The 26,343-nt window shown below is 30.7% G+C and carries 23 protein-coding genes; 4 read left to right on the top strand and 19 right to left on the bottom strand.

Annotation, left to right across the window (positions count from 1 at the left end):
• Window positions 1-6 precede the first annotated feature (6 nt).
• The 6 genes from hisH to VK164_RS05515 form a co-directional block, all read right to left on the bottom strand.
• Window positions 7-588, bottom strand: coding sequence for an imidazole glycerol phosphate synthase subunit HisH (gene hisH, locus VK164_RS05490; RefSeq protein ID WP_324208399.1), 582 nt, complete (start codon window positions 586-588; stop codon window positions 7-9).
• Window positions 588-1,727 carry a bifunctional histidinol-phosphatase/imidazoleglycerol-phosphate dehydratase HisB gene (gene hisB / locus VK164_RS05495; RefSeq protein ID WP_324208400.1) on the bottom strand — a complete coding sequence of 380 codons (1,140 nt, stop codon included), beginning with the start codon at window positions 1,725-1,727 and terminating at the stop codon, window positions 588-590. Before hisB ends, hisH begins: the two co-directional genes overlap by 1 nt.
• Window positions 1,699-2,760 (bottom strand): histidinol-phosphate transaminase, encoded by a 1,062-nt coding sequence (gene hisC, locus VK164_RS05500; RefSeq protein ID WP_414655543.1) that lies wholly within the window; start codon window positions 2,758-2,760, stop codon window positions 1,699-1,701. Before hisC ends, hisB begins: the two co-directional genes overlap by 29 nt.
• Window positions 2,761-2,765: 5 nt before the next feature.
• Window positions 2,766-4,040, bottom strand: a complete 1,275-nt coding sequence (gene hisD / locus VK164_RS05505; protein ID WP_324208401.1) for a histidinol dehydrogenase — start codon at window positions 4,038-4,040, stop codon at window positions 2,766-2,768.
• A 35-nt stretch (window positions 4,041-4,075) separates the two neighbouring features.
• Window positions 4,076-4,933 (bottom strand): ATP phosphoribosyltransferase, encoded by an 858-nt coding sequence (gene hisG / locus VK164_RS05510; RefSeq protein ID WP_324208402.1) that lies wholly within the window; start codon window positions 4,931-4,933, stop codon window positions 4,076-4,078.
• 259 nt (window positions 4,934-5,192) lie between these two features.
• On the bottom strand, window positions 5,193-5,567 hold the full coding sequence (locus VK164_RS05515; protein ID WP_324208403.1) for a hypothetical protein: 375 nt from the start codon (window positions 5,565-5,567) through the stop codon (window positions 5,193-5,195).
• A gap of 566 nt (window positions 5,568-6,133) precedes the next feature.
• On the opposite strand from VK164_RS05515, the gene VK164_RS05520 reads away from it, so the two are divergent.
• The 4 genes from VK164_RS05520 to VK164_RS05535 all read left to right on the top strand — a co-directional run bounded on the left by VK164_RS05520 (window position 6,134) and on the right by VK164_RS05535 (window position 9,107).
• Window positions 6,134-6,517 carry an HU family DNA-binding protein gene (locus tag VK164_RS05520; RefSeq protein WP_324208404.1) on the top strand — a complete coding sequence of 128 codons (384 nt, stop codon included), beginning with the start codon at window positions 6,134-6,136 and terminating at the stop codon, window positions 6,515-6,517.
• 103 nt (window positions 6,518-6,620) lie between these two features.
• Complete coding sequence (locus VK164_RS05525) at window positions 6,621-7,268, top strand: hypothetical protein (protein ID WP_324208405.1); 648 nt, start codon at window positions 6,621-6,623, stop codon at window positions 7,266-7,268.
• Between the two features lie 199 nt (window positions 7,269-7,467).
• Window positions 7,468-8,205, top strand: coding sequence for a class I SAM-dependent methyltransferase (locus VK164_RS05530; RefSeq protein ID WP_324208406.1), 738 nt, complete (start codon window positions 7,468-7,470; stop codon window positions 8,203-8,205).
• 167 nt (window positions 8,206-8,372) lie between these two features.
• Window positions 8,373-9,107, top strand: coding sequence for a hypothetical protein (locus VK164_RS05535; RefSeq protein ID WP_324208407.1), 735 nt, complete (start codon window positions 8,373-8,375; stop codon window positions 9,105-9,107).
• Between the two features lie 205 nt (window positions 9,108-9,312).
• Here the strand turns inward: VK164_RS05535 and VK164_RS05540 are convergent, their stop codons facing one another.
• From VK164_RS05540 to VK164_RS05600, 13 genes are all read right to left on the bottom strand, one after another.
• Window positions 9,313-9,813, bottom strand: a complete 501-nt coding sequence (locus VK164_RS05540; RefSeq protein ID WP_324208408.1) for a hypothetical protein — start codon at window positions 9,811-9,813, stop codon at window positions 9,313-9,315.
• A gap of 28 nt (window positions 9,814-9,841) precedes the next feature.
• Window positions 9,842-10,960, bottom strand: a complete 1,119-nt coding sequence (locus tag VK164_RS05545; RefSeq protein ID WP_324208409.1) for a VIT1/CCC1 transporter family protein — start codon at window positions 10,958-10,960, stop codon at window positions 9,842-9,844.
• A gap of 12 nt (window positions 10,961-10,972) precedes the next feature.
• Complete coding sequence (locus VK164_RS05550; protein WP_324208410.1) at window positions 10,973-12,091, bottom strand: efflux RND transporter periplasmic adaptor subunit; 1,119 nt, start codon at window positions 12,089-12,091, stop codon at window positions 10,973-10,975.
• A 4-nt stretch (window positions 12,092-12,095) separates the two neighbouring features.
• Complete coding sequence (locus tag VK164_RS05555) at window positions 12,096-16,430, bottom strand: CusA/CzcA family heavy metal efflux RND transporter (protein WP_324208411.1); 4,335 nt, start codon at window positions 16,428-16,430, stop codon at window positions 12,096-12,098.
• A gap of 92 nt (window positions 16,431-16,522) precedes the next feature.
• On the bottom strand, window positions 16,523-16,900 hold the full coding sequence (locus VK164_RS05560) for a hypothetical protein (protein WP_324208412.1): 378 nt from the start codon (window positions 16,898-16,900) through the stop codon (window positions 16,523-16,525).
• 75 nt (window positions 16,901-16,975) lie between these two features.
• Window positions 16,976-18,376 (bottom strand): HAMP domain-containing sensor histidine kinase, encoded by a 1,401-nt coding sequence (locus tag VK164_RS05565; RefSeq protein WP_324208413.1) that lies wholly within the window; start codon window positions 18,374-18,376, stop codon window positions 16,976-16,978.
• A complete protein-coding gene (locus VK164_RS05570) occupies window positions 18,369-19,028 on the bottom strand; it encodes a response regulator transcription factor (protein ID WP_324208414.1) in 660 nt (219 codons plus the stop codon). The genes VK164_RS05565 and VK164_RS05570 overlap by 8 nt, the downstream gene beginning before the upstream one ends.
• Before the next feature lie 10 nt (window positions 19,029-19,038).
• Window positions 19,039-20,475, bottom strand: coding sequence for a DUF3570 domain-containing protein (locus VK164_RS05575; protein ID WP_324208415.1), 1,437 nt, complete (start codon window positions 20,473-20,475; stop codon window positions 19,039-19,041).
• A 9-nt stretch (window positions 20,476-20,484) separates the two neighbouring features.
• Window positions 20,485-20,694, bottom strand: a complete 210-nt coding sequence (locus tag VK164_RS05580) for a DUF4266 domain-containing protein (protein ID WP_324208416.1) — start codon at window positions 20,692-20,694, stop codon at window positions 20,485-20,487.
• 2 nt (window positions 20,695-20,696) lie between these two features.
• Window positions 20,697-21,680, bottom strand: coding sequence for an FAD:protein FMN transferase (locus VK164_RS05585; protein ID WP_324208417.1), 984 nt, complete (start codon window positions 21,678-21,680; stop codon window positions 20,697-20,699).
• Window positions 21,677-22,114, bottom strand: coding sequence for a thioredoxin family protein (locus VK164_RS05590; RefSeq protein WP_324208418.1), 438 nt, complete (start codon window positions 22,112-22,114; stop codon window positions 21,677-21,679). The genes VK164_RS05585 and VK164_RS05590 overlap by 4 nt, the downstream gene beginning before the upstream one ends.
• Window positions 22,115-22,268: 154 nt before the next feature.
• A complete protein-coding gene (locus VK164_RS05595; protein WP_324208419.1) occupies window positions 22,269-24,227 on the bottom strand; it encodes an LTA synthase family protein in 1,959 nt (652 codons plus the stop codon).
• An 85-nt stretch (window positions 24,228-24,312) separates the two neighbouring features.
• Complete coding sequence (locus tag VK164_RS05600; RefSeq protein ID WP_324208420.1) at window positions 24,313-26,340, bottom strand: hypothetical protein; 2,028 nt, start codon at window positions 26,338-26,340, stop codon at window positions 24,313-24,315.
• Window positions 26,341-26,343 lie beyond the last annotated feature (3 nt).

Below are 26,343 nucleotides of genomic sequence, written 5' to 3' on the forward strand. Positions count from 1 at the left end.
CTCCAATTATACGTTTAAAAAGTTTTTCAAAATTTGTGCTCCGAAAACACCGCTTTTCTCTGGGTGGAATTGTACGCCAAAGAAATTATCGCGTTGTAATGCTGTGCTATATTCTTGTTGGTAATTTGTTGTGGCAATAGTGTTTTCAGACAATGGTGCATAATAACTGTGCACCAAATACATGAATTCGTTTTCTTTAATTCCTTTAAACAATGGCGATTGCAGATTGTAAATCGTATTCCAACCCATTTGAGGCACTTTAACCTCGTTTGAAAATTTCATAACATTTACATTAAAAATTCCAAGTCCGTTTGTGTTTCCTTCCTCTGACTGTTTGCACATCAATTGCATGCCCAAACAAATCCCTAAAACAGGTTGTTTTAACGTTGGAATTAGCACATCTAAACCACTTTCTTGTAACATTTTCATAGCACTACTCGCCTCACCTACACCAGGAAAAATCACTTTATCAGCGGTTTTTATGGTATTCCAATCATTCGTAACAATTCCTTCAAAACCAAGTCGTTCCAAAGCGAATATAACACTTTGCACATTTCCGGCTCCGTAATCTATAATGGCTATTTTCATTACAACATTCCTTTGGTTGAAGGTAAAATCATTTTTTCTGCATCACGTTTTACAGCAGCTTTTATGGCTTTGGCGAAGGCTTTGAAAATTGCTTCAATCTTATGGTGTTCGTTTGTGCCTTCTGCTTTGATGTTTAAATTTGCTTTTGCTCCATCGGTGAACGATTTGAAGAAGTGAAAAAACATTTCGGTTGGCATTTGACCAATCATTTCGCGTTTGAATTCTGCTTCCCAAACTAACCAATTTCTTCCACCAAAATCAATAGCCACTTGAGCCAAACAATCGTCCATTGGTAAACAAAATCCGTAACGTTCGATGCCTAATTTGTTGCCCAAAGCTTTTGCAAAAACTTCGCCTAATGCAATTGCTGTATCCTCTATCGTGTGGTGTTCATCAACTTCTAAATCGCCTTTCACTTGAATATCTAAATCCATTTGACCGTGACGCGCAATTTGGTCTAACATATGATCAAAAAAGAAAATTCCGGTGTTGATGTTGCTTTTTCCTGTTCCATCGAAATTTAAAGTGATAGCGATATTCGTTTCATTAGTAGTTCTTTTAATAGAAGCTGTTCTTTCATCCAATTTTAGAAATTCGTAAATCTTCTGCCAATCAGTTGTTTGTAAAGTAATTACATTTTGTAATTCTTCTAAAGAAGTTGCGATTTCATTTCCTCCCAAATTCTCTTCATTTTTGATGAAAATCGCTTTAGAACCTAAGTTTTTTGCCAATTCTACATCGGTAATTCTATCGCCAATTACAAATGAATTTTCTAAATCGTATTCCAGATTGTTCAAATACTTCGTTAACATTCCAGTTCTTGGTTTTCTGGTAGGAGTGTTGTCTTCTGGAAAACTTTTATCGATAAAAATTTCGTCAAATGTTATGCCTTCATTTTCAAATGCTTTGAGGATGAAATTTTGGGTTGGCCAAAACGTTTCTTCCGGAAAACTCTCGGTTCCTAAACCATCTTGATTGGTCACCATTGCTAATTCGAAGTCCAATTCTTTTACTATTTTACTCAAAAATTGAAACACTTTTGGATAGAATTCTAGTTTAGTTAAACTGTCCAATTGGTAATTTTCTGGTTCTAAAACCAAAGTTCCATCTCTATCTATAAATAATACTTTTTTCGGCATTGTTGAAGATTTTTAATAATTCAATAATTTGTTCGGTTTCTTCTTTGGTTCCAATACTAATTCGCAAACAATTTTCGCATAATGGTTGATTGCTTCTGTTTCGAACCACTACTCCATTATCTAAAAATTGTTGATAGCGATAATTTGCATCATCTACTTTAATCAAAATAAAATTGGCATCCGAAGGATATATTTTCTCAACAAATTCGCATTTTGAAAGTGCTTCGATAAGTTTATTTCGTTCCACCAATATTTTTCTAACTTGTGTTGGCATGGTACTTTGCAACAATTTTTTAACTGCCGTTTCTTGAGACAAACCGTTAATATTATAAGGAGGCTTGATTTTATTCAAGACCGAAATAATTTCCCTAGAAGCATACAAAATTCCAATTCGTAATCCCGCCATAGCATACGCTTTTGATAAAGTTTGGGTGATAATCAAATTAGGAAAATCTTTCAAAACACTTAACCAGCTTTCATCTTTTGAAAAATCGATATACGCTTCATCAATAACCACTAAACCTTTGAATTGATTCAGAATTTTGATTACCGATGCATCCGTAAAAGAATTTCCTGTTGGGTTGTTAGGCGAACACAAAAAGATGATTTTCGTATTGTTATCTACAGCATTTAGAATGGCTTCAACATTCGGTTGAAACTCCTCATTCAATAAAACCTCACGATTTTCAATAGCATTGATATTTGCTAAAACACCATACATTCCGTATGTTGGTGGCAATGTGATAATATTATCGCGATTCGGTTCACAGAAAGCTCTGAAAATCAAATCTAAGACTTCATCACTTCCGTTTCCTAAGATAATGTTGTCTTTAGGAACATTATTTCTATCTGCAATTATTGCTTTCAATTCTTTCTGTTGCGGATCTGGATAGCGATTCATACCGTTCGAAAACGGATTTTCATTAGCATCCAAATAAATCATTGGTTTTGTGAACTGTTCAAATTCGTCTCGTGCTGAGAAATAGGGACTCAGTTTTTTTACGTTTTCTCGGATTAGATTTTCTAAATTCATAGTTCTTATTTTAATCTTAGTGTAACTGCTTTTTTGTGTGCTTGTAAACCTTCAGCTTCCGCCATTGTTTCTATCGCTTTTCCGATGTTTTGAATTCCTTCATTTGATATTTTTTGGAATGTCATCGCTTTTAAGAAACTATCTAAATTTACACCGCTGTAACTTTTGGAATAACCATTTGTTGGTAGTGTGTGATTGGTTCCTGAAGCATAATCGCCAGCACTTTCTGGAGTGTAATTTCCAATAAAAATCGAACCCGCATTTTGAATGCCATCAACGAAATAATCTTCGTTTTTAGAACATACAATAAAATGCTCTGGGCCGTATTCGTTAATTAACGATAAAGCCGTTTTTTCGGTTTCAACAAAAATTAATTTGGAATTTTGAATGGCAACTTGGGCGATTTCTTGTCTTGGAAGCTCTTTTAATTGCTTGTAGATTTCTTCTTCTACATCATTTAAGATATTTTTATTGGTAGTAACCAAAATTACTTGACTGTCTTTCCCATGTTCGGCTTGACTTAATAAATCGGAAGCTACAAAACTTGGAATAGCAGTTTCATCTGCGTAAACTAACAATTCGCTTGGACCTGCTGGCATGTCAATTGCAACTCCATTTTGAGAAGCAAATTGTTTTGCAATCGTTACAAATTGGTTGCCAGGTCCGAAGATTTTATACACTTGTGGAATGGTTTCTGTGCCGAATGTCATTCCTGCAATGGCTTGAATTCCGCCTACTTTATAGATTTTAGTTACACCACACAAATCGGCAGCATATAGAATTGCGGAATTAATTTTTCCGTTTTTATCGGGTGGCGAACACAATACAATTTCTTGACAACCTGCTAATTTTGCTGGAACAGCCAACATTAAAACCGTTGAAAATAAAGGAGCAGTTCCGCCTGGAATATATAAACCGACTTTTTGAATTGGTCTTTTTTCTTGCCAACAAGTTACTCCGACAGTCGTTTCAACTACAATCTTATCCGTTTTTTGAGCAGCATGAAATTGTTCTATATTTGATTTGGCTAATTGAATGGCTTCTTTTAATTCGGAAGTAACTTCATCTTTTGCAATTTCAATTTCTTCTTGTGTGACTTGGATGTTTTCTAAAGTAACGCCATCAAAGAAGGAAGCATATTTTGCAATGGCTTTATCACCTTTTTGTTGTACTTCTTTGAAGATTTGTTTTACCGTTTCTTCTATGTCTGAGAAAGTTTGGGTTGGTCTTTTACAAATTTCTGACCAAGATTCGGGTTGTGGGTTGTATATTTTTTTCATAAGTCTATATTCTAAATTCTATTCTCTATTTTCATTTAAAGGACCATTTTCTCGATTGGGCAAACCAAAATTCCTTCGGCTCCAGCTTCTTTTAATTGGTCGATGACTTCCCAAAATTTATCTTCATCAATTACAGAATGCACACTACTCCAACCCTCTTCGGCTAAAGGCATCACTGTTGGACTTTTTAAAACAGGGAGAATTTTGCTGATTTCTAAAATTTTATCATTGGGAACATTCATCAAAATATATTTCGATTTTCTTGAACGCAAAACGGCTTGAATTCGAAATTGAAGTTTAGCTAAAACTTGTTTGGCTTCTTCTGAAATTTGAGGAGAAACAGCTAAAACTGCTTCACTTTTTAGAATCACTTCTACTTCTTTTAAACCGTTTTTAAATAAGGTACTTCCGCTAGAAACAATATCTACAATAGCATCGGAAAGTCCGATATTTGGTGCAATTTCAACCGAACCAGAGATTTGGTGAATGTCTACAGTAATTCCTTTCGAAGAAAAATAATCTACAACGGTTTTTGGATAGGAAGTGGCAACACGTAATCCGTTTAAATCTTGAATAGAATTGTAGTTGAAATTTTTTGGAACCGCTACTGATACTTTGCATTTGGAAAATCCTAGTTTCTCAGCGATTTCAATGTTTTGCCCTTTTTCAACTAAAAGATTATCGCCTACAATCGCAATATCGACTACACCATCAATCAAATATTGTGGAATATCCGAGTTTCGTAAATAATACACTTCTAAAGGAAAATTGGAAGCCGTGACTTTGAGTTGATCGTTTCCATTATACACTGAAATTCCACAATCTTTTAAGATTTGGATACTTTCATCGTGTAACCGACCTGATTTTTGAATCGCAATTTTTAACGTGTTCATTTTAAATTTAATTTGATTTAAAATGAGTACACCAAGAAGATTTTAAAAATGCTTAACAAGAAAAAACCCGCTTGATGTACTCAAACGGGTTTCTGATTTATATGGATTAATTACATAGCATCATTACTTCGCTTGAGCGGAGGTATGATGATGATGATGTAATTGATTTAAAAACATAATTTCTGTTATTATTTAACGTTGCAAAGTTAACAACTAATTTTTTGAATAAACAAAATGTTTTTAAAATTTTATTTTTTGTTTAATGGTCATCTTCGTGTGATTCTTGTTCATTATTTGTATCTGAAGTATTACTAATACTAGCATTAGATCGAATTTCAGTATGACGAATTTCACCTCCAGAATTACCTACTTTAATAGACAAAACAGCAGAACCAATTGCTAAAACTAAAACAACATAAGAAACAATTGCCGCTTTTGGATGCTTTTTAAAATTGGCAATTAATCCTAAAATAGAGAGAATTACTAATACATAAAGAATTTTCATGAAGGTTTCTGCTATTTCTTCATGTTCATGAATCAAATCATGTGAAATACCTAATCCTTCAACAATTTCTTCGGCTCCTTCGCCTGTCATCATAGTAGCTTTTGCCATAATCATACAAACGACGAACATTATGTAAGCTGTATTAACTAAAATTTTTGATATTTGATAAATCACTATACTAAAATACCTACCTATCAAAAAATAACTTAATCAATGGAAGTTGGTTTATTCATGAAACAATAACTGATGAATATGGTACTTTTGAAAATGTATCTCAAGGAATTTGACTATTAATTAGAATTAAAAAACAGTCTCCCTTTCAAAAAATTTTAATTTCTTGCAAAACAAAACCTTTTGCTTACAATGAATCAATACTTGAAAGTAAATTAGTACTTTATGATAAGAACAAATCTCGCTTTGCTATCCTTTGTCTAAAATAACTAATTAAACGTTTTGCTCATTTACTTTTTTTTAGAAATTTAATAATCTTTTTTATAAATAACTGAACTACTTGCCTCTCTTCTGCATACTTTATTGCATTGATTACGTTTGAATTTTCATTTTGTCAGTACAATAAAATCAATTGCTGTACAGCATTTAGTAAAATTTCCTAGGGAATTTGTATAAATCCCCTAGGGAAAATGTGCAATTCCCCTAGGGGATTTTATATATTTGTACTGATAAAACAAAAAGAGATGGCTATACAATTCAAAATGGTTGCCAAACAAAACAATATTGCAACCCCACCCGAAGTAAAATATTATCCTTGCGCAGTGAGTCAAGGAGAAATAGATTTAGATGATTTAGCAAAAACAATAGCAAGCCGAAGCACACTAAGCAAAGCTGATTGTTATGGTGTTATGATTGCTATGAGCGAAGCTATTGGAGAAGCTTTAGCAAATGGCAAACTTGTAAAAATTGAGAGTCTAGGTACATTTTCAGTAGCCTTAACGGGCAAAGGTGCAGCAGATGCTGAAAACATAGGTAAAAGCAATATTACAGGTGCTAAAATAACCTACAAACCATCTAAAACACTCAAAAAAGGCTTAACACAATTGAAGTATAAAAGAATTTATTAATTATTAAAAAACTTGTATATATTTGATGATATTTACTAGTTGTGTGTAATGCGCGCGCTGAACTGAAGAAAACCTTTATTTATAAAAAACAATAAATTTAAATATGATTTTTTTTGATAAGTTAACAGATTTTGTTTTTGATGAGAGAAAAAAAATTTCGTCAAAAGCTGCTATTATAATTTTATCTATTTTGGGTCTTGTATTAGTCGATAATCTAATTGGATTTTCCTATAGTTACTTATTAAACAATAAAATTGAGGAGGTACAAAAAATAAACTCTATAATTTCAGACAAATCTTCTGATAAATTAACAATAAAATATGCTGTCAAACTTCGTAACGAGACTTTACTCAGAAAAAACGTATTAGAAAAAATTAATGATTATTTGTCTGACCTTTCTTTTAATAAAAATATTGAGGAACCGAAAAAGTCTAATTTACCAAAAAAAGACGTTTATAAAATTGCTCCTAATAATTTTTGGTTTCATTTTACATCAGGTGGAATATATTATTTTTTTAGTATCTTAATGCTTCCACTTATGTTGTTTTTAGATAAATCTTCATCAATACTTCAAAGAATAACAATGAGTATTTTGTTATTTGCAATGTTTAGCGGAATTGGGTTCTTCTTTTTTTGGATTTGTAGTTTAATTCCAATGATATTGAGTAATTCTTGGCTTTTAAATTACATATTAAATCTTGTGATACAAAGTACGATAATATTTTTGATGTTTAAGTTCAATAAGACATAAAAAGCACTACACACAACAGGCGTTTGGCAAGATTGCGAATTTTGTGGTAAATACACGTTTATTTCTTGCAAGAAATTTTATCTTTAACAGAAAATAATCGGTTCCGAAGCTCGCAACTGCGCAAAGCGCCGGAACGTAGCGGCAACCTTTGAACAAAACTGCAACAAAAACAAATTGTAGAAAACAATTGAAAAATATTATGGCAACAAAAGACAATTTTTCTTCTCAATCTGACCAATATGCTAAATATCGTCCAACTTATCCAAAAGAGTTTTTTGAATATTTAAACTCAATCATTATTAACAAACAAAATGCTTGGGATTGCGGAACAGGAAATGGACAAGTTGCTTATGAATTAGCAAAAACATTTGAAAACGTATTTGCAACTGACATTAGCCAATCTCAAATTGACAACGCATTACAAGCCAACAATATCTCGTATTCTGTCCAACCAGCCGAACAAACAAATTTTGATGATAAACGATTTGACTTAATTATTGTAGCACAAGCAATACATTGGTTTGATTTTGACAAGTTTTACGAAGAAGTTAGGCGAACCACAAAAGAGAATGCTTTACTATGTGTAATTGGTTACGGCAGAATTAAAATTTCTGAACCAATAGACAACTTAATTACGAAGTTTTACACAAATGTTATCGGAACATATTGGGATAAGGAACGTAAATATGTTGATGAAAACTATGAAACAATTCCGTTTCCATTTAATGAAATCCAAACACCAAAATTTGAAAACCAGCATTTATGGACATTAGAACATTTGATTGGTTATTTAAACACTTGGTCAGCGGTAAAACATTTTATAAAACAAAACGGATTTAATCCAATAGATAAATTACAAAACGAAATTGAACAACTTTGGAACAGCGAAGAAAAAAAAGTTGTCTTTCCGCTACTATTGAGAATTGGAAAAACATAAAAGGCAGCCGCTAACAGCGGTTTGCACTAATTTCTGGGCTTGGGATTTATCAGAATTGGTAATTTTTGAAACTAAATTTTGTCTATATTTGTAATCAAAAGTGTTGAAAATCAGCAACTTCGTGAAGCGGCGACACGTTGGCAGAAAGCATAAAAAATCGTACAAAAATGAAGTTTAGAGTTGTATTAGTATTTATCTTTATTTCTTTTCAAAATTATGGACAAGAAACGTTGTGCAGAAAAGATATATTAAATGGAAATCAGATTTTTGAAGATAACCAAATCGAAAAATATTCAAAATTTGACTTTTCAAATTTATGGACGAAAACCGAAAATGAATTGGTTTATGGAATAATTGGAGATGATTATCAACGAATATTAATGAAATTCATTTTTGTAGAAAGAACTTTAAATAATCCTTATGAATATTTAGTTTATGGAAAATCGAGTGTTAAATCAAGTGTTTGTGATTTTATTGGAAAAATAACAATAACTAAAATACAAGAATTGAAAAACGACAATTTTGGAGTTGATGATGAATTCAAAAATTCAGGAATAAAAAGTCAAGGATTACTAACTGCAAAGTATGAACTATTTGAAAATAAAGAACAAAATCATTCGGGACAATTCAAAGGAATTTTACAAACAAAATGGTATTTAGACAAAGACAATTTAATAAAATATAACGACATTAATTTAAATTCTGACGGTTATTTTAACAATGCGTTTGTTGGAACTTGGAAAATGTATAACTCAACAACTGAGAAAATATGCAATTGGGGTGATTATCGAGTTCCATATACAATATGTGATTTTGACATTGGAGCCGGAGAATTAAGTATATCTGAAAAATATTCAAAAAATGGTTGGTGGATTAAACCGAAAAAAGAATGGTGGAAATAAAAATGCCATCTGCCAACAGCCGTTTACTTCAATACCTACTTCCAGATTTTCCTACTGAATGGAATGTTTTGTTATATTTGTAATGGCTTGGTGTTGGTGTAACGCCACTGAGAGCAAGCCGCAAAACGTTAACTATGCCATAGCTTTTAAAATAAAAACCACTTTATTGTTTATAAAGTGGCTTTTATATAAATCTTAGTTTCTATTAATCGTCGTCACCTTCTTCCGCTTCTCCTCCATTTTGGTCAACAGCAGTTGTAGTAGCATTGGCTCTAATTTCAGTGTGGCGAACTTCTCCTCCAGTTGTACCTGTTTGTTTTCCAAAAAACACACCAATAACAGCAACTACTAATGCAATATATGATACTGCAGCGGTTTTAGCATGATTTTTAAAATTGAGATACAATCCAATTAAGGAAATTATACCTAAAGCATATAATACTAAAGCTAATTTTTCAGCCATTTCTTCATGCTCATGAATGATTTGATCTGTAACAGAAGGTAATTTCTCAGCAATTTCCTCTGCTCCTTCACCCGTTGCCATACTGATAGCTCCAAAAATTGCAGCTACCACAAACAGAATATAAGCTACGTTTTTGATAACGTTGTTCTTTAAAAATATGCCAGCAATTAAAATTCCTAATCCAAAAATAGTTCCAATAATTGGAAAATGGTTTACTACCATGTGTAAATGCGCGTCGTTCATAATTTATTATATTTAAGTTAATACTAATTTATCCTGCTATGGAAACGCCTATTAATGCTCCTATTCCATAAGTTACTGCCGCTGCCGCTAGACCAAATATCACCTGTCTACATCCCGAAAAAAGAATGGATTTTCCTGTAAACAAAGTAATTGCAGAGCCGATAGTAAAAAGTCCAACAACACTACTACCAATACTCAAATAGATGGCATTAACACCTTCTAAAAAAATGAATGGATATAATGGAATAATGGCACCTAAGGCAAATAATACAAAAGATGTTATTGCAGCTTCCCAAGCCGAACCTTCTAATTCTTCTTTGTTAATGTTTAGTTCTTCTGTAATCAATGTTTCTATTGCTGATGCTGGAGTTTCAAAAGCTTTATCTGCTAATTTTTGCGCTTCTGCAACAGACATTCCTTTGGCTTGGTACAATAATGCTAATTCTTTTTTTTCTTCTTCTGGTGAAGCTTCTAATTCTTCGGTTTCTAATGCAATTTGATTTTCGTAGAGTTCTTTGGAACTTTGTACTGAAAGCCATTCGCCTAAAGCCATTGAAATTGCTCCTGCTAATAATCCTGCTGAACCCGTTAATAAAATTGTACTGTTTGAAACGGCAGCTCCAGCCACCCCCATAACCAAACTCATGTTAGAAACCAATCCGTCGTTTGCTCCCAATACTGCTGCTCGCAAAGCGTTACCTCCTACAGATTTATGTCGGCTTTCAAATTTTGATAAGAAACCACCCGAAATATTTAAGGCTTGGTTTTGATTAACAGCTTCAATTATCTTTAAGTGATTGTGTTCAAAGCCAGAAATCTTTTCGCCGTTTTCTAATTTGTTTTTTATTGTATTTACGGCAAACTGCTTTTCAATATTAGATAAATTGCTAATGATTGAATTATAACCAAACACTTTTCCCAATTTGAGTTGCAACTTTGCTCTTGCGGAAGGCATAGGCATTTGAGTACTTGGCTGCAATTCTTGGACTTTTATAAGCATATGATGAGCATGACTTTTTTCAATGTTTGCCAAACTCTCCAAAACTCTTTTTAAGTTGGTGTCTGTTTGAATAGCTGCAATGCTGTCGTATAAAAAAGCAGTGTCAACTTCTGTTTGCAATTGAGACTTTAGTTTATTCAAATCCATGAGATTACATATTTAGTTTGCCACATCAAACACACCTTTAGTCAATATCTTGGTAGTTTGATTAATAGTTGCTGTAGGCATTATTTCTACAAATTTTTCAGATTTCTCACCTAAAGATACAGGAACTTTTTTGAAAATATAGTCTTTTGTATCATTATTTAAAACCAAAACAAAGGTTTTATTGTCTTCAGTAACAATAGCTTCTGCTGGTACACCAAAACCTTTCTTAGAATTGATAACAATTCCAGCTTCAACAAACATTCCTGATAATAATTTGGTCTTGTCTTGTTGGCTTAATGTACCGAATACAGCAATAGTTCTATCTTTACTCTCTATCGATTTACCCACTTTTTGCACTTGTGATACAAACAATTCTTTACTTGCTTCAGGAATTGAAAAATTTATTTTTTGTCCTTCTTTTACACTCAAAATATCTTTTTCAAAAATACTTAAATTCAAATGCAAATACTTGGTATCCACAATTTCTAAAATCACATCTGAAGGAGACATAAACATACCTACGTTGGCATTCATCACCGTTACATCTCCAGAAATAGGTGCGGTTAACGTAATTTGAGAAGTAAACTTTCCACGTTCAACATTTGTTGGATTGATATTAAGTAACAATAACTTTTCGCGCAAACCTTGATACATACCTCTTGTACTCTTGTACTCACTTTCAGCTTTTAAGTAGTTTTTTTGCGAAGCTATTTTTTCTTGATATAACGTTTTTTGACGTTCAAATTCCGATTTTAAATACGTTAACTGTTCGGCAAGTTCTAAATAGTCTTTTTGTAAGTCTAAATATTCTGTGTTTTCTAAAGTAATCAAGGCTTGCCCCTTTACAACTTTATCACCAACTAACAGCTTAGTAGCTTTGACATAACCACCTAAAAAAGTTGTCACCTTAGCTCTATATTGTGGCGGAACATCCACTTTTCCTGATGCTTTTATAGTTACATCAAAATCTTGTTCAACTGGGTTTCCAATTGTCATTTTTGAGGCTTCAAATTGCTCTTTTGTTACCGTTATTGTGCTTTCATCAACAACAGAAACTTCCTCTGGTTTGGTTTCTTTACAAGAGAAAAGCGAAATAGTAAGTGCGGCTAAAATTATATTTTTTCTAAGCATAATATTAATAGTTAAGGTATTGTAAATCAAGTTGTGTTTTGTTGTATTGTATTAAAGCATCTAAATATTCCATTTGAATAGTTGTAGCATTTTCTAAACTTTGTATATATTGAAAAAAGTCTATTTCACCATGTTTATAACTCATATCGGCTACTTTAATTATTTCAGTCGCTAACTTTTTGCCATGTTCTGTATAATAAGTAATAGCTTGTTGATGTTGTTCTAAAGTGTTTTTTGACTGCAAAATATACGCTTCAATTTTTTGCTCTTCATTTTGCTTTTCTAGCTCCCAAGATTGCAAGGCTAGCTTCGCAACATTAGATTTAGCTACATTTCCTGAAAAAAACAAGGGTACAGCAACTCCTACTTGAAATCCATATAATGATTCAGAAATTCCATTGTTTCTACCTTGAAAATATTCTAAGTTCAAATTAGGTAACCAATTCTGATTTTGAAGTTTCAAATTACTTTTGTAAAAATTTGTAACACTTTCAAAATATGATAAATATGATTCTTTATTTGTAGTAATAGTTAAATTAATTATTGGCTTTAAAATTACTGATTTAACAGTTATTTTATCATCCGATTGCACCAATGCTTGTAACAATTCATATTGACCTTTTTTCTCTTTATCCAGTTGATTTAATTTAGTTTGTATTTGTCGATATTTTGCTTGCGCAGTAATTTTCTCTAAATAATTTGTTTCTCCCAATTCAAAACGTCTATCGCTTGCTTTAGAGAAATTTTGGTACAAACTATCTAAATATTTATAAGCTGTTTCCTGGTGTTGTAAATAAACAATGTTATGATATGTTTTAGAAATTTCTAACGAAAGTTTGTTTTTCTGTAACTCAAAACGTGCTTGTTCTTGCTCATAAGCAGCATGATTAACTTTTCGTTGCACACCATATACCGTAGGAAACAAAAACGATTGTTGCACACCAAACACTTTTAAAGGTTGGTTATTCAATGCCAAATTATTTTGGTCGTAACTGTAATATACATTTGTTTTTTCAAAGTCATATGCTGTCTTAATATTGGCTTTCATCTTATCTACTTGCAATTGTCCTGCTTTTAACGATTTATTATTTTGAATCGCTTTTGCTAGAATAGAATCCAATTCAACATTTCTATCTTGAGCAAAACCAAAGCTAGTACCAATAAAGAATAAAATAATATAAGTACCGCTTACATGTTTTTTAAATTTGGGTTTTTTAAATTCTTTACTATCAAGCACTTTGAATAAAATAGGCAACACAATCATAGTTAAAAGAGTTGCTGTAAACAAACCACCAATTACTACAGTTGCTAATGGTCGTTGTACCTCTGCTCCTGCTGATGATGAGATTGCCATGGGTAAAAATCCTAGCGCAGCGGCAGCGGCTGTTAGTAAAACAGGACGAAGTCGGTCTGTTGTACCTTTTAAAATAAGTTCGTTCATATCTTTCATGCCTTGATGTTTTAATTCTTTAAAATGTTCAATGAGGACAATTCCATTTAAAACAGCAATACCGAAAAGTGCAATAAAACCTACCCCTGCCGAAATACTAAATGGTAAATCCCTTATCCATAGAAATAAAATTCCACCCACCGCAGATAATGGAATAGCTGAATACACCATGACAGCTTCTTTAATTGAACCGAAAGCAAAATGTAGCATAATAAATATTAAAAATAGTGCAATGGGCACTGCAATTAACAAACGTGCTTTGGCGCTTTCTAAATTCTCAAATTGACCGCCATAAGTAACTCTATATCCACTTGGTAATTTAACTTTTGTTTCAATATTATATCTTACATCGTCAACCACACTTTGTAAATCTCGATTTCTTACATTGATTCCTACCACAATTCTTCTATTAGTATTGTCTCTTGATATTTTTGCTGGACCTTCTGTATATTCAATAGTAGCTAATTCTCTTAAAGGTATTTGTTCGCCTGAAGGTGTTGATACATATAAATTTCGCAAATCTTCAATATCTTGTCGGTTATTTTTATTTAAGCGAATAACCATATCAAATCGTTTCTCGCCTTCAAATACATTACCAACTGTTTTTCCAGCAAAACCTAATGCAATTACTTCATTTAAATCGGAAATATTCAAACCATAACGGGCAATTTTACTGCGGTCATATTGTACAAACATTTGAGGCAATCCTTCTGTTTTTTCTATGATGATATCTGAAGCGCCTTCCACATTTTTAATTGCTTTTTCTATTTCAGAGGCTTTTCTTGCCAATATATCTAAATCTTCACCGAATATTTTCACAGCTACATCAGAACGAGAACCTGAAATTAATTCATTGAATCGCATTTCTATAGGTTGTGTAAATTCAATTTCCATATTTGGAATTTTTTGCTCGATAGCCGTTTTAATTTTATCAGCTAATTCATCTTTGCTTGCTGCTGACACCCACTCCGATTTGGGTTTTAATTTCACAATGATATCGCTTTCTTCCATACTCATTGGGTCGGTAGGTACTTCTGCTGCACCAATTCTACTGACTACTTGCGATACTTCTGGAAAATTATCTAAAATAATTTTTTCAATTTTTGTAGTCGTTTCAATGGTTTTACTTAATGAAGTTCCTGTTTTTAATACTGGTTGAATAACAAAATCTCCTTCATCTAGTGTTGGGATAAATTCGCCACCCATAGTTGAAAAAATTGTCACCGCAATCACTAATAAACCTAAGGCTCCATAAAGCACTTTCTTTGTATTATTTAAAGCCCATTGAATTACAGGTAAATACAAAGCATTTAATTTATTAATCAATCGATTAGATAATGAATTAGGATTTTCTGCCTTTGGTTTTAAAAACATAGAAGAAACTACCGGAACATAAGTAAAACAGAATAACATGGCACCCAAAAGCGCAAAACTAAATGTCATTGCCATCGGTTTAAACATTTTTCCCTCTACCCCCGATAATGACAAAATAGGGATAAATACAATTAAAATTATCAATTGACCAAAGATGGCCGAATTCATCATTTTAGAAGCACTTTTATATGTTATTTGATCAATTTCAATTTGCTGTTGTTCTTTTGATAAACCAACAAGATGCCTTGATTTGTGCGCAATTTGAAAAGCTATAAACTCCACAATAATTACGGCTCCATCAATTATGATCCCAAAGTCAATGGCTCCTAAACTCATTAAGTTTGCATCAATATCAAAAATATTCATAAAGGAAATAGCAAACAATAAACAAAGCGGAATTACTGAAGCTACAACTAAACCAGATCGCCAATTACCAAGTAATAAGACCACTACAAAAATTACAATTAAGCATCCTAAAATTAAGTTCTCGGCAACAGTAAATGTAGTTTTACCAACTAATTCACTTCGCTCCAAAAACCCATTAATATACACCCCTTTTGGTAGTGTTTTTTGAATTTCTGCCACTCTATGTTTTACATCATCAATAACTTGTTTTGAGTTACCGCCTTTAAGCATCATCACCTGTCCTAATACCTTCTCTCCTTCTCCATTTCCAGTAATTGCACCAAAACGATTTGCATGACCAAAGCGAACCTCTGCTACGTTTTTTACATAAACAGGCAAACCTGATTCATTTTTAACTACAATATTTTCAATATCTTGAATAGAACTTACTTTTCCTTCACCACGTATAAAATAACTTTGATTTACCTTTTCGATATAAGCACCACCTGCTATACTATTATTTTTTTCTAATGCTGTAAAAACATCTGTTGTGGTAATGTTCATTGCTTTTAAGCTAGCTGAATTGATGGCGATTTCATATTGTTTCAAAAAACCACCCCAAGTATTGATTTCTACTACGCCTTTAATTCCTGAAAGTTGTCTTTTCACTACCCAGTCTTGAATCGTACGTAAATCAGTAACCGAATATTGGTTTTTGTATTCAGGTTTAACCTCTAAAGTATATTGGTAAATTTCGCCTAAACCTGTGGTAATTGGCCCCATTTCTGGTGTTCCAAATCCTTCAGGGATTTTTTCAGAGGCAGCTTTAATTTTTTCAGCAATTAATTGTCGTGGTAAATAGGTTCCTATTTCATCTTCAAAGACAATAGTTACAACCGATAATCCAAACTTTGAAATTGAACGAATTTCTTTTACACTAGGTAAATTTGCCATTTCAATTTCTACAGGATAAGTTATAAATTGTTCAATATCTTGGGTTGAAAGATTACGAGAAGTAGTAATAACTTGCACCTGATTATTGGTAATATCTGGAACCGCTCCAATTGAGATTTGGAAAACAGAAAACAAACCAAATCCTAAAACACCTATAGTGAATAATAAAACAATAAGTTTATTTTTTAAACTAAAAGCAATGATTTTTTCTAACATTTTTTGTAAATTTTAATATATAAAACAACGTTTATCGTTTTAAGATAAACCTATTGAATCCATATAAAATGAATCCATTTATTTAAAAAAAATTAGAATAATTTAGGCGGTAGCCAAATTGAAGTAATCAATTTGGATTTAAAAGATTTATTATAAAAAAATTTCTTCTTATTAGAGATTAAAGGCTTTTGTACTTGAACTTGATATGTTGTAATAATAGAAAATGCAAATAATAAATTTGTTGAATTATCTATTGTTTTAAAAGGCAAATCTTGATGATCGTGATTGTTTTCTGCACTTGTTGAGTAATGCGAAATTATATAATCAATGAATGAAATTGAATCCGATGACAATTCATTATTATGTGCATTGTAATGCTCTATTAAGTTTGGAACTTTCAATAATTGTCCTATCGCTGTGTTTGCACACATGAATACAGATATTAAGAAAATGACAATTATTTTTTTCATTGTAAAAAGAATAAACTTCTTTAAAAAGAATTACAATACAAAAATAAAAAATAGAATAAAGAAATAGCTTAAGAACTACTTAAGTTTAACTAAAGGAAAACTTAAATTAAATACTGTTCCTGCATTCAATTCACTTGAAACCGAAACTTCAATTTTAAGTAAATCACAAAGCCTTTTTACAATAGAAAGTCCTAATCCTGTACCTTTAATTTTAGCTTGATTCGTACTATCTGAACGATAAAAAGAGTTGAATATTTTGTCTAAATCAGTTTTTGAAATACCAATACCATTATCGGCAACAGAAAATAATATAGCATTTGCATTTTGAAATAATCCAATGGTTATTTCTCCGTTATCTTCTGTATATTTTATTGCATTTGAAATTAAATTACTTACAATGATTGAGATTAAATAATTATCAGATTGCAAATGATAATCTGCTGTGAAATTAGTTTTAATCTTTAGTTTTTTTGCTTCTATTTTTTCTGAAAAACGAGCTAAATTATCCAATACTAATGCATTCAAATAAATAGATTCATTTTTGATATTTTGTTTTTGATTTTCAAAGCGAGCCAAAAGCAATAATTGATCCACCATATGATTCAAACGATCTACTTCGGTAATACAGAAGTTGATTTTTTCTTCATATTCATGTTGATTTCGAGGTTTTCTAATCAATACTTCCATTGTACCTTTTATAACTGCCAATGGTGTTCTTAATTCGTGAGAGGCGTCTGAAGTGAATTGTTTTTCACGTTCTATTGCATTTTCAACTCGATCTAAAAGATTATTAATGTTTTGTGATAAAACATATAATTCATCTTTATTAATAGGTAAAGGAATACGAGTTTGGAGGTTGTCTTTTGTAATTTGACTAGATGTCTCTATAATTGTACTCACAGGTTTTATACTTTTACCTGCAAAAAAACGAGCAATTAGATAAAGAATAATTAAAATTAAAGGAAAGGAAATTAAAAGGATATTTTTTAATATTTGAACAATTTCAAAATCTTCTAATGACATTGCAATTACAAGATAACCAACTACTTTGTTTTTATTTATAATTGCCGTTTGAATTTGTCGAACAGGAATTCCATTTAATGTTGAGTTGATAAATAAATTATTATGGAAATCATCCAAAAGTTTTAAATTAGAACTATTTAGATTAGGCGATTTATCAATAAGCTGCTTATTATTATCATAAAATTCCACAAAGACAGGGTTTACACTAATAGAGTTATGCTCACGAGCTCTCCACTGATCTACTTGAATTAAATAAGTATCATTTGAGTCTGTAGTTACATCATCTAAATGCTTGTATAATTCTTCCTGAATTTCTTCATTTACATGCTGGTTTACACTATATTTAACTATGTTATAAATAAATAAAAATACTATGGCAATAAGAATTGAACCACTTACAATGTAATTAAAAGCAATTCTATTTCTAAATGAAAATGAAAAAAAATTAGTCATTTGCAATATATCCTACTCCTCGAATAGTTTTAATTAATTCTTGATCTTTAGTTAAATTTAGTTTTTTACGAATGGCATTCATAAAAACATCGATGACGCCTGTATCATACTCAAAATGAATATCCCAAACATCTTCAATTATTTTATTTCTCGTACAAACGTTTCCTTTATTTTTAATTAAATATGCTAGTAATTCAAATTCGCGTTGGGTTAAAGGAACTTCTACATTATCTACAAAAACTTGGAACTTATTTTTGTCTAAGGTAATATTTCCTAAAGATAAAATTTTTGCTTCGTCCTTTGTTCTAAAATGAATTTTTATACGCTCTAATAATTCTTCGAAAGAAAATGGTTTTTTAATATAATCATTAGCACCTGCTTTTAAACCTTCAATAGTTTCTTGCACAGTATCTTTAGCGGTTAAAAATATTATTGGAATTGATTTTTGTATTCTAACAGCTTTACAAACTTCCAAACCATTCATTTTAGGCATCATCCAATCAAGAAGTATTAAATCTACAGGTAAAGATAAGGCTTTTTCAAGTCCATCTTTACCATCAGCAGCTGTTGAAATTGTAAAACCTTCTTCTTCCAAACCTTGTTTTAGAAAATCTACAATTCCTTTCTCATCTTCAACAATTAGAATATGCATAATTCATTTGTTATTGTTCAACAAATTTTATTCCCACAGTAACAATATTAGCATTTAAACCATCATTTCTGTCGTAATGATTGAATCTAAAATCTATATTTTTAAGTCCAAATTTCCAAATCTTGGCATTGGTAAAAATATCTGTATAATTTAAACCAAATCCATATTGATTGGCATTAAAAGTTGATAAATCGTAATCAGATGTATAATATTTTTCAGTAGACAAATGTGTCTCATAGGGTGCAAAATATTTAGAATTTCCTTGAGTGTAATATCTATACGTTGGAAAAACAGTAAACTTATCTGATAATTTTATTGGTAATTCAATACTAGCAGTATGTGATGTAATTCCCCAATCATCCCAATAATATCTATAGTATGTTCTTACAGCCAATCTTTCATTCAAATAATAATTTAAACGAGCTCCAACAGGGATTTTGAAACGAGTATTTGGTAAACGCTCAATATCATCAGCTAACTGATATACACCTTTGTTTTGTGTAGATTCATAATCTGGAATATATTGTGCTTGTCCTATATAATAATTTGCCTTGTCTGCAAAGTAAATTCGGTGATAAGGGGTTGACAACATTCCTTCTTGTTGTAAAATATCAAAGAATAATGAGAATTGCATCTTTTTAGTTGCTACCTGTGAAAAACCAAATGAAGCAGAATATGAATTTCTATTAGTAGATTTCCACATTGTAAAGTCTGATGGCAAGTAACTTGTTGTAGCATTTCCATTTTGATCTAAAATAGTAACTCCACTAAAAAATCCACTTGATTGAAAACTTGATCCATATTTTGCATATTCATGTAACTCTGTTGAGTAAATCGGTCTCCATTGATCTAAATAAACATTGACTTTTAAAGAAACTTCAGAATTTTTATCATTAAATAATTTGGTCATACCACCACCAAAACCAATTGAAGTATAATCATATTCGTTTGAAAAAGCAACATCTGCATTCCAAATAAAATTACGATTATCACTACTATGACTATAATTTACCATTACTGATCCTAAAGCATCTTGTGCTGAAGCACCCGAAGAAGCTTGCCAAGGAGTTCCATAGGGCCCAGTTATTGGAGCTTTGTCTCCATCATCGTCATCACCACCACCAGAAGCTCCAGTAGCATTAAATGGATTGATATTACTTGAAGAAGCTGAAGTATATGCCGAAAGACCAGCATCAACAGTTAACACATCATCATCATTTAATGGGATTGCAACTGTAATATTTGAAGCTAAATCGGTTAATTTTTCAGAACCCATACCACCAGAAACCGATGAATGAACACCATCTTGTTTATAATAACTAGCTAAGAAATCTACTTCTATTCCTTCTAAAACACGTTTTTTATATACTACATCTGTCGAATCTTTTTCTTGTGAAAAAGCGAGGCTGCTAATTAGTCCAAAGGCTATTAATAATTTATTTTTCATATTTACTTCTTAATTACATCCACAACCACCGCCTGTTTTTCCTCCGTTTGCACCAGAAGCAGCTTCTCTATATACTTGAAAAGTAGTTTCATAGCGTTCAGAGCTTCTAGCCGATAATTTCATGTCGGGATCATTAATATATTGTTTGTCATACTCTTTAACTGAATTGCAAGAAATAGCTGAAAATACAACTATTAAAGCTAAAATTATCTTTCTCATAACTATTGATATTTTTTGATGTCTATATTTTTTGAAACATGAATGGCTCCTTTGTCATCTACAATTATACATCCAATTCCTTTTAATTGATTAACCAAATCTAAACCTACTTCTACCCCTAATACAAAAATCCCTGTGGCTAGAGCATCAGCTAATTCAGTTTGCTTTGCAAAAACCGAGACACTAACAATTCCACTAGCGGGATAACCTGTTCTTGGGTCAATTATGTGAGTATAGCGCTTTCCATTAAAGGTTACATATTTTTCATAACTTCCAGAAGTTTCTACAGCGCTATCATTTAATGGGAACGTTGCAAAAATTTTATTTTTATTCATCGGATTAACAATACCCACAGTCCATGCTTCTCCATTTGGTTGTGTTCCCCAAGTATTGATATCTCCAGAAACATTTACTAACCCAGAATTACAACCATTTGCTTGTAATAACATTTTTATTTTATCTGCTATATAACCTTGACCTATTCCTCCCAATCCAAGTTTCATTCCTTGATTTTTCAAAAAAATAGTAGTGTCTTTTGGGTTTAATATAATATTTTGATAACCAACTTTTTCAACTGATTTTTTAATTGCTTCAGGAGTTGGCATTTCTTTCATACTACCGTCAAATTTCCAAATTTTATCCATTGAAGCATAACTTATGTCAAATGCTCCAGATGTCAATTTAGAAATCTTTGTTGATCTTTCTACTAATTCATATACTTCTAAATCTACTTTTACAGGAGCAATCCCAGCATTTTGATTTACTCTTGAAATTTGTGTAGTAGGAATCCAATCTGAGATTAAATTTTCAATTCTTTTTACTTCCGATACTGCTAAATCTGTATATAAATTAGCTTGAATAGAATCTGTAGCAACCACTGTTATTTCAAATGGGCTTCCCAACAAGCTTTTTTTCTTTTTAAAAACTTGCTGACTAAATGAAATACTATTAGTTAGTAAAAATAAAAGAATTATTATTTTTCTCATTTTTTCTCTAAGGCGTGAATCATTTTGATATACTCTTCAGGAGAAACGTTTTTAAAGCCCATTTTTCCTAAAACTTTTCCGTTTTTATCTAAAATAACAACTAAAGGAAAACTTCCTTCAATATTATATTTTTCTGCTAATTTTCTGTTGTGCTCTGTTTGTTCTTTAGACAATTCATTCGCTTTTTTTCTAGGAAAATTAGCCTTAACCAAAACCCATTCTTCAGCAGCTTCTTTTTTAAATGCGTCTGATTGCCAGATATTTTTGTCTAATTTAATGCATGGAGCACACCAATCTGATCCAGAAAAAACTATGATTATATTTTTATCTTGTTCTGTGGCTATTTTTTTTGCTGCTTCAAAATCAGTTTGCCAATCTTGAGCTAAACCAAAATTTGAAACCAATACTAAAAGTCCGAATAATATCTTTTTCATTTTTTATTTTTTTATTTAATAAAGTTACTATAATATTTATAACCGTTTAGTAACTAAAAACCCTACCAAAGTATTTTATTTTAATCACTAACAAAAAAACTATTTTTATTGCAATAAATTGTACTCTTCATGAGAGATTAAGCAAATTTTAAGTTTATTTCAATTTAGCATTCAAATATAAATAATCTGCTGCTTGATACCATGCAATGGTTTCATTTAATTTTGGTTTATTCATAGGAACAACTTTTAAATGATTTGAAACCGAATTCCATGCATAATTTGAATTATTTTTTTGGTTGGATAATATCATTACATTATTATTAGTTTTGCAAGCCAATTTCAAGTAAGTTCCCATTAAAGCTCTCTCTTTATAGCTATTAGACAAAACATTTGTTCCAAAAAAGTTTGATGTATAACTCCAATGCAATTGCCCAAATAATGTTGGAAAAACATCTATTTGACTACATAGCTTTGTAACTTTTTGTGGTTGAATTAGATTTTGTCCGTAAATAATTGCAGGTATTTGATAATTTTTCACATCAATTTCATCTTTACCAGCACTACTAGCACAATGATCTGCAACAAAAACAAAAATCGTATTTTTAAACCAAGGTTTATTTTTTGCCTTAGCAAACATTTGTTGTAAAGCATAATCAGAGTATTTTACTGCACCATTTCTTCCTGTTCCTGATGGAATGTCAATTTTATTACCTGGATAAGTATATGGCCTATGATTTGAGGTTGTCATGATAAAGTTTAAAAATGGTTTCTTTTTTTGATGATATTCATCTGCAACTTTAATCATTTTATTATAAATATCTTCATCACAAATACCCCATGCATTTTCAAATGTAACTTCTTTATCATCAATATTGTGACGAGTTGTTTTAATAGCATCACTTAGAATACTACCTCTACCTCTATCATAAATATCAAAACCATTGCCTCCATAAAAAGCATTCATATTGTCAAAATAGCCATCTCCACCATAAAAAAAATTGCATTGGTAATTTTTGCTTTTAAAGACATTTGAAATTGTATATAAATTAGCATTATTGGGTCTTTTTACAATGCTTTGACCTGGTGTTGGCGGAATTGACAACGTCACCGCTTCCATTCCTCTTACTGTTCTGTTTCCTGTAGCATATAAGTTTTTAAAGCATAAACTCTGATTTGAAATACTATCTAAGAAAGGAGTGATTTTTTCTTCATTTCCAAACTCTGACATAAAGCTTGCACTCATGCTTTCAATTAAGATAAAAACCACATTTGGTTTATTTTCAGATGCTAAACTATCTTTTATTTTTCGTTTAATTGAAAAATCACTTGTTAGAAATTTTGCATTTTCTTCTTGCAAATTATCTCTTACTATCTGAAAAGCCTCTTCATCAGAAATTGAAGAATAAAATGTTTTAAAATCTAATTTATTATTTCTCAATTCCGCAAAGAAAGAATAAATTCCTGCTTTTGAAATTTCATTGTTATATCTGTTTTTTGACCATTCTGCATTTGAATTAGTTACAAAAGCAATATAAAAAAACATCACTCCAATTGTGATAAGAAGTGTAATAAATCTATTTTTAAATGAAGTTTTAGTGCCAAATGTTTGACTAAAAAAGTGTTTTTTCCAAAAATAATAAAAAATAAACCCTGTAATTATAAGCATTGAAGGAATCAATATATACAATGGATAAGATTCATGAATGTTTTGAACTACTTCAAATGTGTAAATCAGGTAATCAACCGCTACAAAATTAAATCTACATTTGAACTCTTCCCAAAAAGTAATCTCAGCAAAAAAAGTAAACACAAAAATGAATAAGGTTATTGAAAAGCCAAAATATATGACGATTTTATCTAATGTACTCCCAACCCATTTTTGCGGAATTACTAATATATATAAGCATGCAATTACAAACAAAAAAGATAAAACACCAACATCAAAAAGCAATCCCGTACCTAAAATTTTTAATAAACTAAAGGCTGATAAATCTAAATCATTCAATTGCCACAATAGAAATACAATTCTAAGTAATAATGAAAATAACAAAAACCAAACTGAAAAGCCTAATAATAAAGCATATCTTTTTGAAAAAAGAGAATTAATTTGCATAAAATGAAATTTTTGAACAAATTTCATTTTTCGGTCAAAAATTATGCTTAAGGATAACTTAATAGCTTCTTAAGATTTGCTTAAGTTACAGTAAACCATTGTATTTACGTACAAACCACTCTACTCCTAGTGATAAAATCAAAAACACTAATAACCATGTCCATTCAATAAGTGGGGTCTTTTTAATGGTTTCTTTTTGTATTGGAATATAATTCTCGTTTTCAATTAACGATTTAACTAAGGCCTCCACTTGATTTGTATAATACATCATACCATTAGTGTTTGTAGCTAACTGTTCCAATCTTGATTTATCGGGATTAACAAACTGTTTTTCAATATCAAAATTTAACACTTCAAATACACCTGAGAAACTTGTATTAGAACGTTTTTCTGTGATTTTAAACGAATAATTTCCAGACTCTAATCCATCTAAATTCACTTTAAAACTAGTGTCTGATTTCAATAAGTCATATTTTTTTGCAGCTTTAGTTTTTAAATTTACAACTTGAATCGTCAATTGAGCTTTGTCGTCAAACTCATAATTTTTATTAAAATATTCCGCTGTTATTTCAATATTTTCGCCCACATTATAAAAACTTTCATACGTTGCGGTTAAATTTTTTTTTGAGGCATTGGTTATCAAAAACTGTATGATTTTATCAGTGAATAAATCAAAATCATCAAAAGATTTTTTATTCAAATTGTTTTCCAATCTCCATTTCCAAACATTTTCTCCTAATAAATAAGCGTTTCTTTTACTTCCGTTTTCTCCAAAAGTTAACAATGGATTTTGTAATTGTACATTTCTAATTCGCGCAGTAAGCATACTATTTTGATTACTTTTTGCATAGACAGTCCCAAATTTATGTTCTAGTGGTGGAAAGTTTTCAAAACCAATATTAGATTGTGCAAATAGATTAAAAGTTGATTCAAATGTTGCTAAATAATCTTCTTTCTGTGCTGACATTTTGAATAATAAATCATTTTGAACTTGATTTAAAAAATTAAAATCAGTAGAAAGACCAGTAATAATAAAAGTGTTTATTTGTGCTGTTTTATTTTGTTCAAAAATAGTTTTAAAAGAAGTAGTTGGTTGATACAAAATTAAAATATTATAATTTTGTAATGATTTGATTTCTTTAGGTTTAAAAATAGTTACTTTACGCTGTTGATTAACTTCTATACTTCGTTTTAAAGCACTTAAATCCGGGTGATTAACTTCAGAAATTAAAGCAATTTCACTACGCTGATCGATGACTTCTACTGCAAAATTTTTACTATTATTAAACAGATTTTTTTCTTTTACATTAGAAGAAATTACAGCTTTATATTTTGCGATTCCAACCTTATCAGCATTTAATAAAACAGAAATAGATTGTGCTTTCCTATCTTTTGAAAATGTAACCGTTTGTTTGTGAATGGTTTGATTTCCTTTTTGGATAGCAAAAGTTGTTGAAATTGATTGATTCCCATTGTATTGTAAAAATACTTCTACAGGAAATTTATTCTTCAGGAATGCGTATTTATTTACGTTTATTTGGTTGATTTTCAAGTCAAAAACAGTAGTTGTATCACCTAAAACAATTGGAAAAACATTTGTATTCTCTTGAAAACTAAATACATAATCATTTCCCATAGTTTGATTTCCATCCGTAAATAAAACAAGTGGATAATTTGCATTTCTATATAACTGTTTTAAATTTTTTGCAACTCCATCAATATGAGATTGATTTCCTTTAAAATCTAATTTTTCTAATGGTTTAAAATCGCTGTCAAAAGAAAACAATTGCACATCATATTTTTCATTAATTTCTTTATTATCAATTATTTTCTGATACAATTCGCTTGCTTCCTTAGTTGCTTTTAATTCAGAAATTGATTTAGAATTATCAATAATAATCGGCAATGGTGTCTTTTTTATTTCGTTAATTTTTCTACTGATAACAGGATTAATTAACAATAAAAAGATAGAAAATAAGCTTATAAAACGTAAAATAGCCAAAAACCAATACAATTTTGATTGATTTTTGACTTTATATAAATATTGATAAAATGACAATCCTGCAGCAATAATTACTGATAAGATAAGAAGTAAGATTGTACTTGTTGTCATTTT

The sequence above is a fragment of the Flavobacterium sp. genome (assembly GCF_035299005.1).
GTDB lineage: Bacteria > Bacteroidota > Bacteroidia > Flavobacteriales > Flavobacteriaceae > Flavobacterium.

Coding starts and splice junctions, on each gene's coding strand:
- VK164_RS05585 (WP_324208417.1), bottom strand. CDS start 21,680: ATGAGAAAAATAATAATTCTTTTATTTTTACTAACTAATAGTATTTCA.
- VK164_RS05595 (WP_324208419.1), bottom strand. CDS start 24,227: ATGCAAATTAATTCTCTTTTTTCAAAAAGATATGCTTTATTATTAGGC.
- VK164_RS05530 (WP_324208406.1), top strand. CDS start 7,468: ATGGCAACAAAAGACAATTTTTCTTCTCAATCTGACCAATATGCTAAA.
- VK164_RS05540 (WP_324208408.1), bottom strand. CDS start 9,813: ATGAACGACGCGCATTTACACATGGTAGTAAACCATTTTCCAATTATT.
- VK164_RS05565 (WP_324208413.1), bottom strand. CDS start 18,376: ATGACTAATTTTTTTTCATTTTCATTTAGAAATAGAATTGCTTTTAAT.
- VK164_RS05525 (WP_324208405.1), top strand. CDS start 6,621: ATGATTTTTTTTGATAAGTTAACAGATTTTGTTTTTGATGAGAGAAAA.
- VK164_RS05515 (WP_324208403.1), bottom strand. CDS start 5,567: ATGTTCGTCGTTTGTATGATTATGGCAAAAGCTACTATGATGACAGGC.
- VK164_RS05600 (WP_324208420.1), bottom strand. CDS start 26,340: ATGACAACAAGTACAATCTTACTTCTTATCTTATCAGTAATTATTGCT.
- VK164_RS05545 (WP_324208409.1), bottom strand. CDS start 10,960: ATGGATTTGAATAAACTAAAGTCTCAATTGCAAACAGAAGTTGACACT.
- VK164_RS05520 (WP_324208404.1), top strand. CDS start 6,134: ATGGCTATACAATTCAAAATGGTTGCCAAACAAAACAATATTGCAACC.
- VK164_RS05570 (WP_324208414.1), bottom strand. CDS start 19,028: ATGCATATTCTAATTGTTGAAGATGAGAAAGGAATTGTAGATTTTCTA.
- VK164_RS05575 (WP_324208415.1), bottom strand. CDS start 20,475: ATGAAAAATAAATTATTAATAGCCTTTGGACTAATTAGCAGCCTCGCT.
- hisG (WP_324208402.1), bottom strand. CDS start 4,933: ATGAACACGTTAAAAATTGCGATTCAAAAATCAGGTCGGTTACACGAT.
- VK164_RS05590 (WP_324208418.1), bottom strand. CDS start 22,114: ATGAAAAAGATATTATTCGGACTTTTAGTATTGGTTTCAAATTTTGGT.
- VK164_RS05560 (WP_324208412.1), bottom strand. CDS start 16,900: ATGAAAAAAATAATTGTCATTTTCTTAATATCTGTATTCATGTGTGCA.
- hisD (WP_324208401.1), bottom strand. CDS start 4,040: ATGAAAAAAATATACAACCCACAACCCGAATCTTGGTCAGAAATTTGT.
- VK164_RS05550 (WP_324208410.1), bottom strand. CDS start 12,091: ATGCTTAGAAAAAATATAATTTTAGCCGCACTTACTATTTCGCTTTTC.
- hisB (WP_324208400.1), bottom strand. CDS start 1,727: ATGCCGAAAAAAGTATTATTTATAGATAGAGATGGAACTTTGGTTTTA.
- VK164_RS05580 (WP_324208416.1), bottom strand. CDS start 20,694: ATGAGAAAGATAATTTTAGCTTTAATAGTTGTATTTTCAGCTATTTCT.
- hisH (WP_324208399.1), bottom strand. CDS start 588: ATGAAAATAGCCATTATAGATTACGGAGCCGGAAATGTGCAAAGTGTT.
- VK164_RS05535 (WP_324208407.1), top strand. CDS start 8,373: ATGAAGTTTAGAGTTGTATTAGTATTTATCTTTATTTCTTTTCAAAAT.
- VK164_RS05555 (WP_324208411.1), bottom strand. CDS start 16,430: ATGTTAGAAAAAATCATTGCTTTTAGTTTAAAAAATAAACTTATTGTT.
- hisC (WP_414655543.1), bottom strand. CDS start 2,760: ATGAATTTAGAAAATCTAATCCGAGAAAACGTAAAAAAACTGAGTCCC.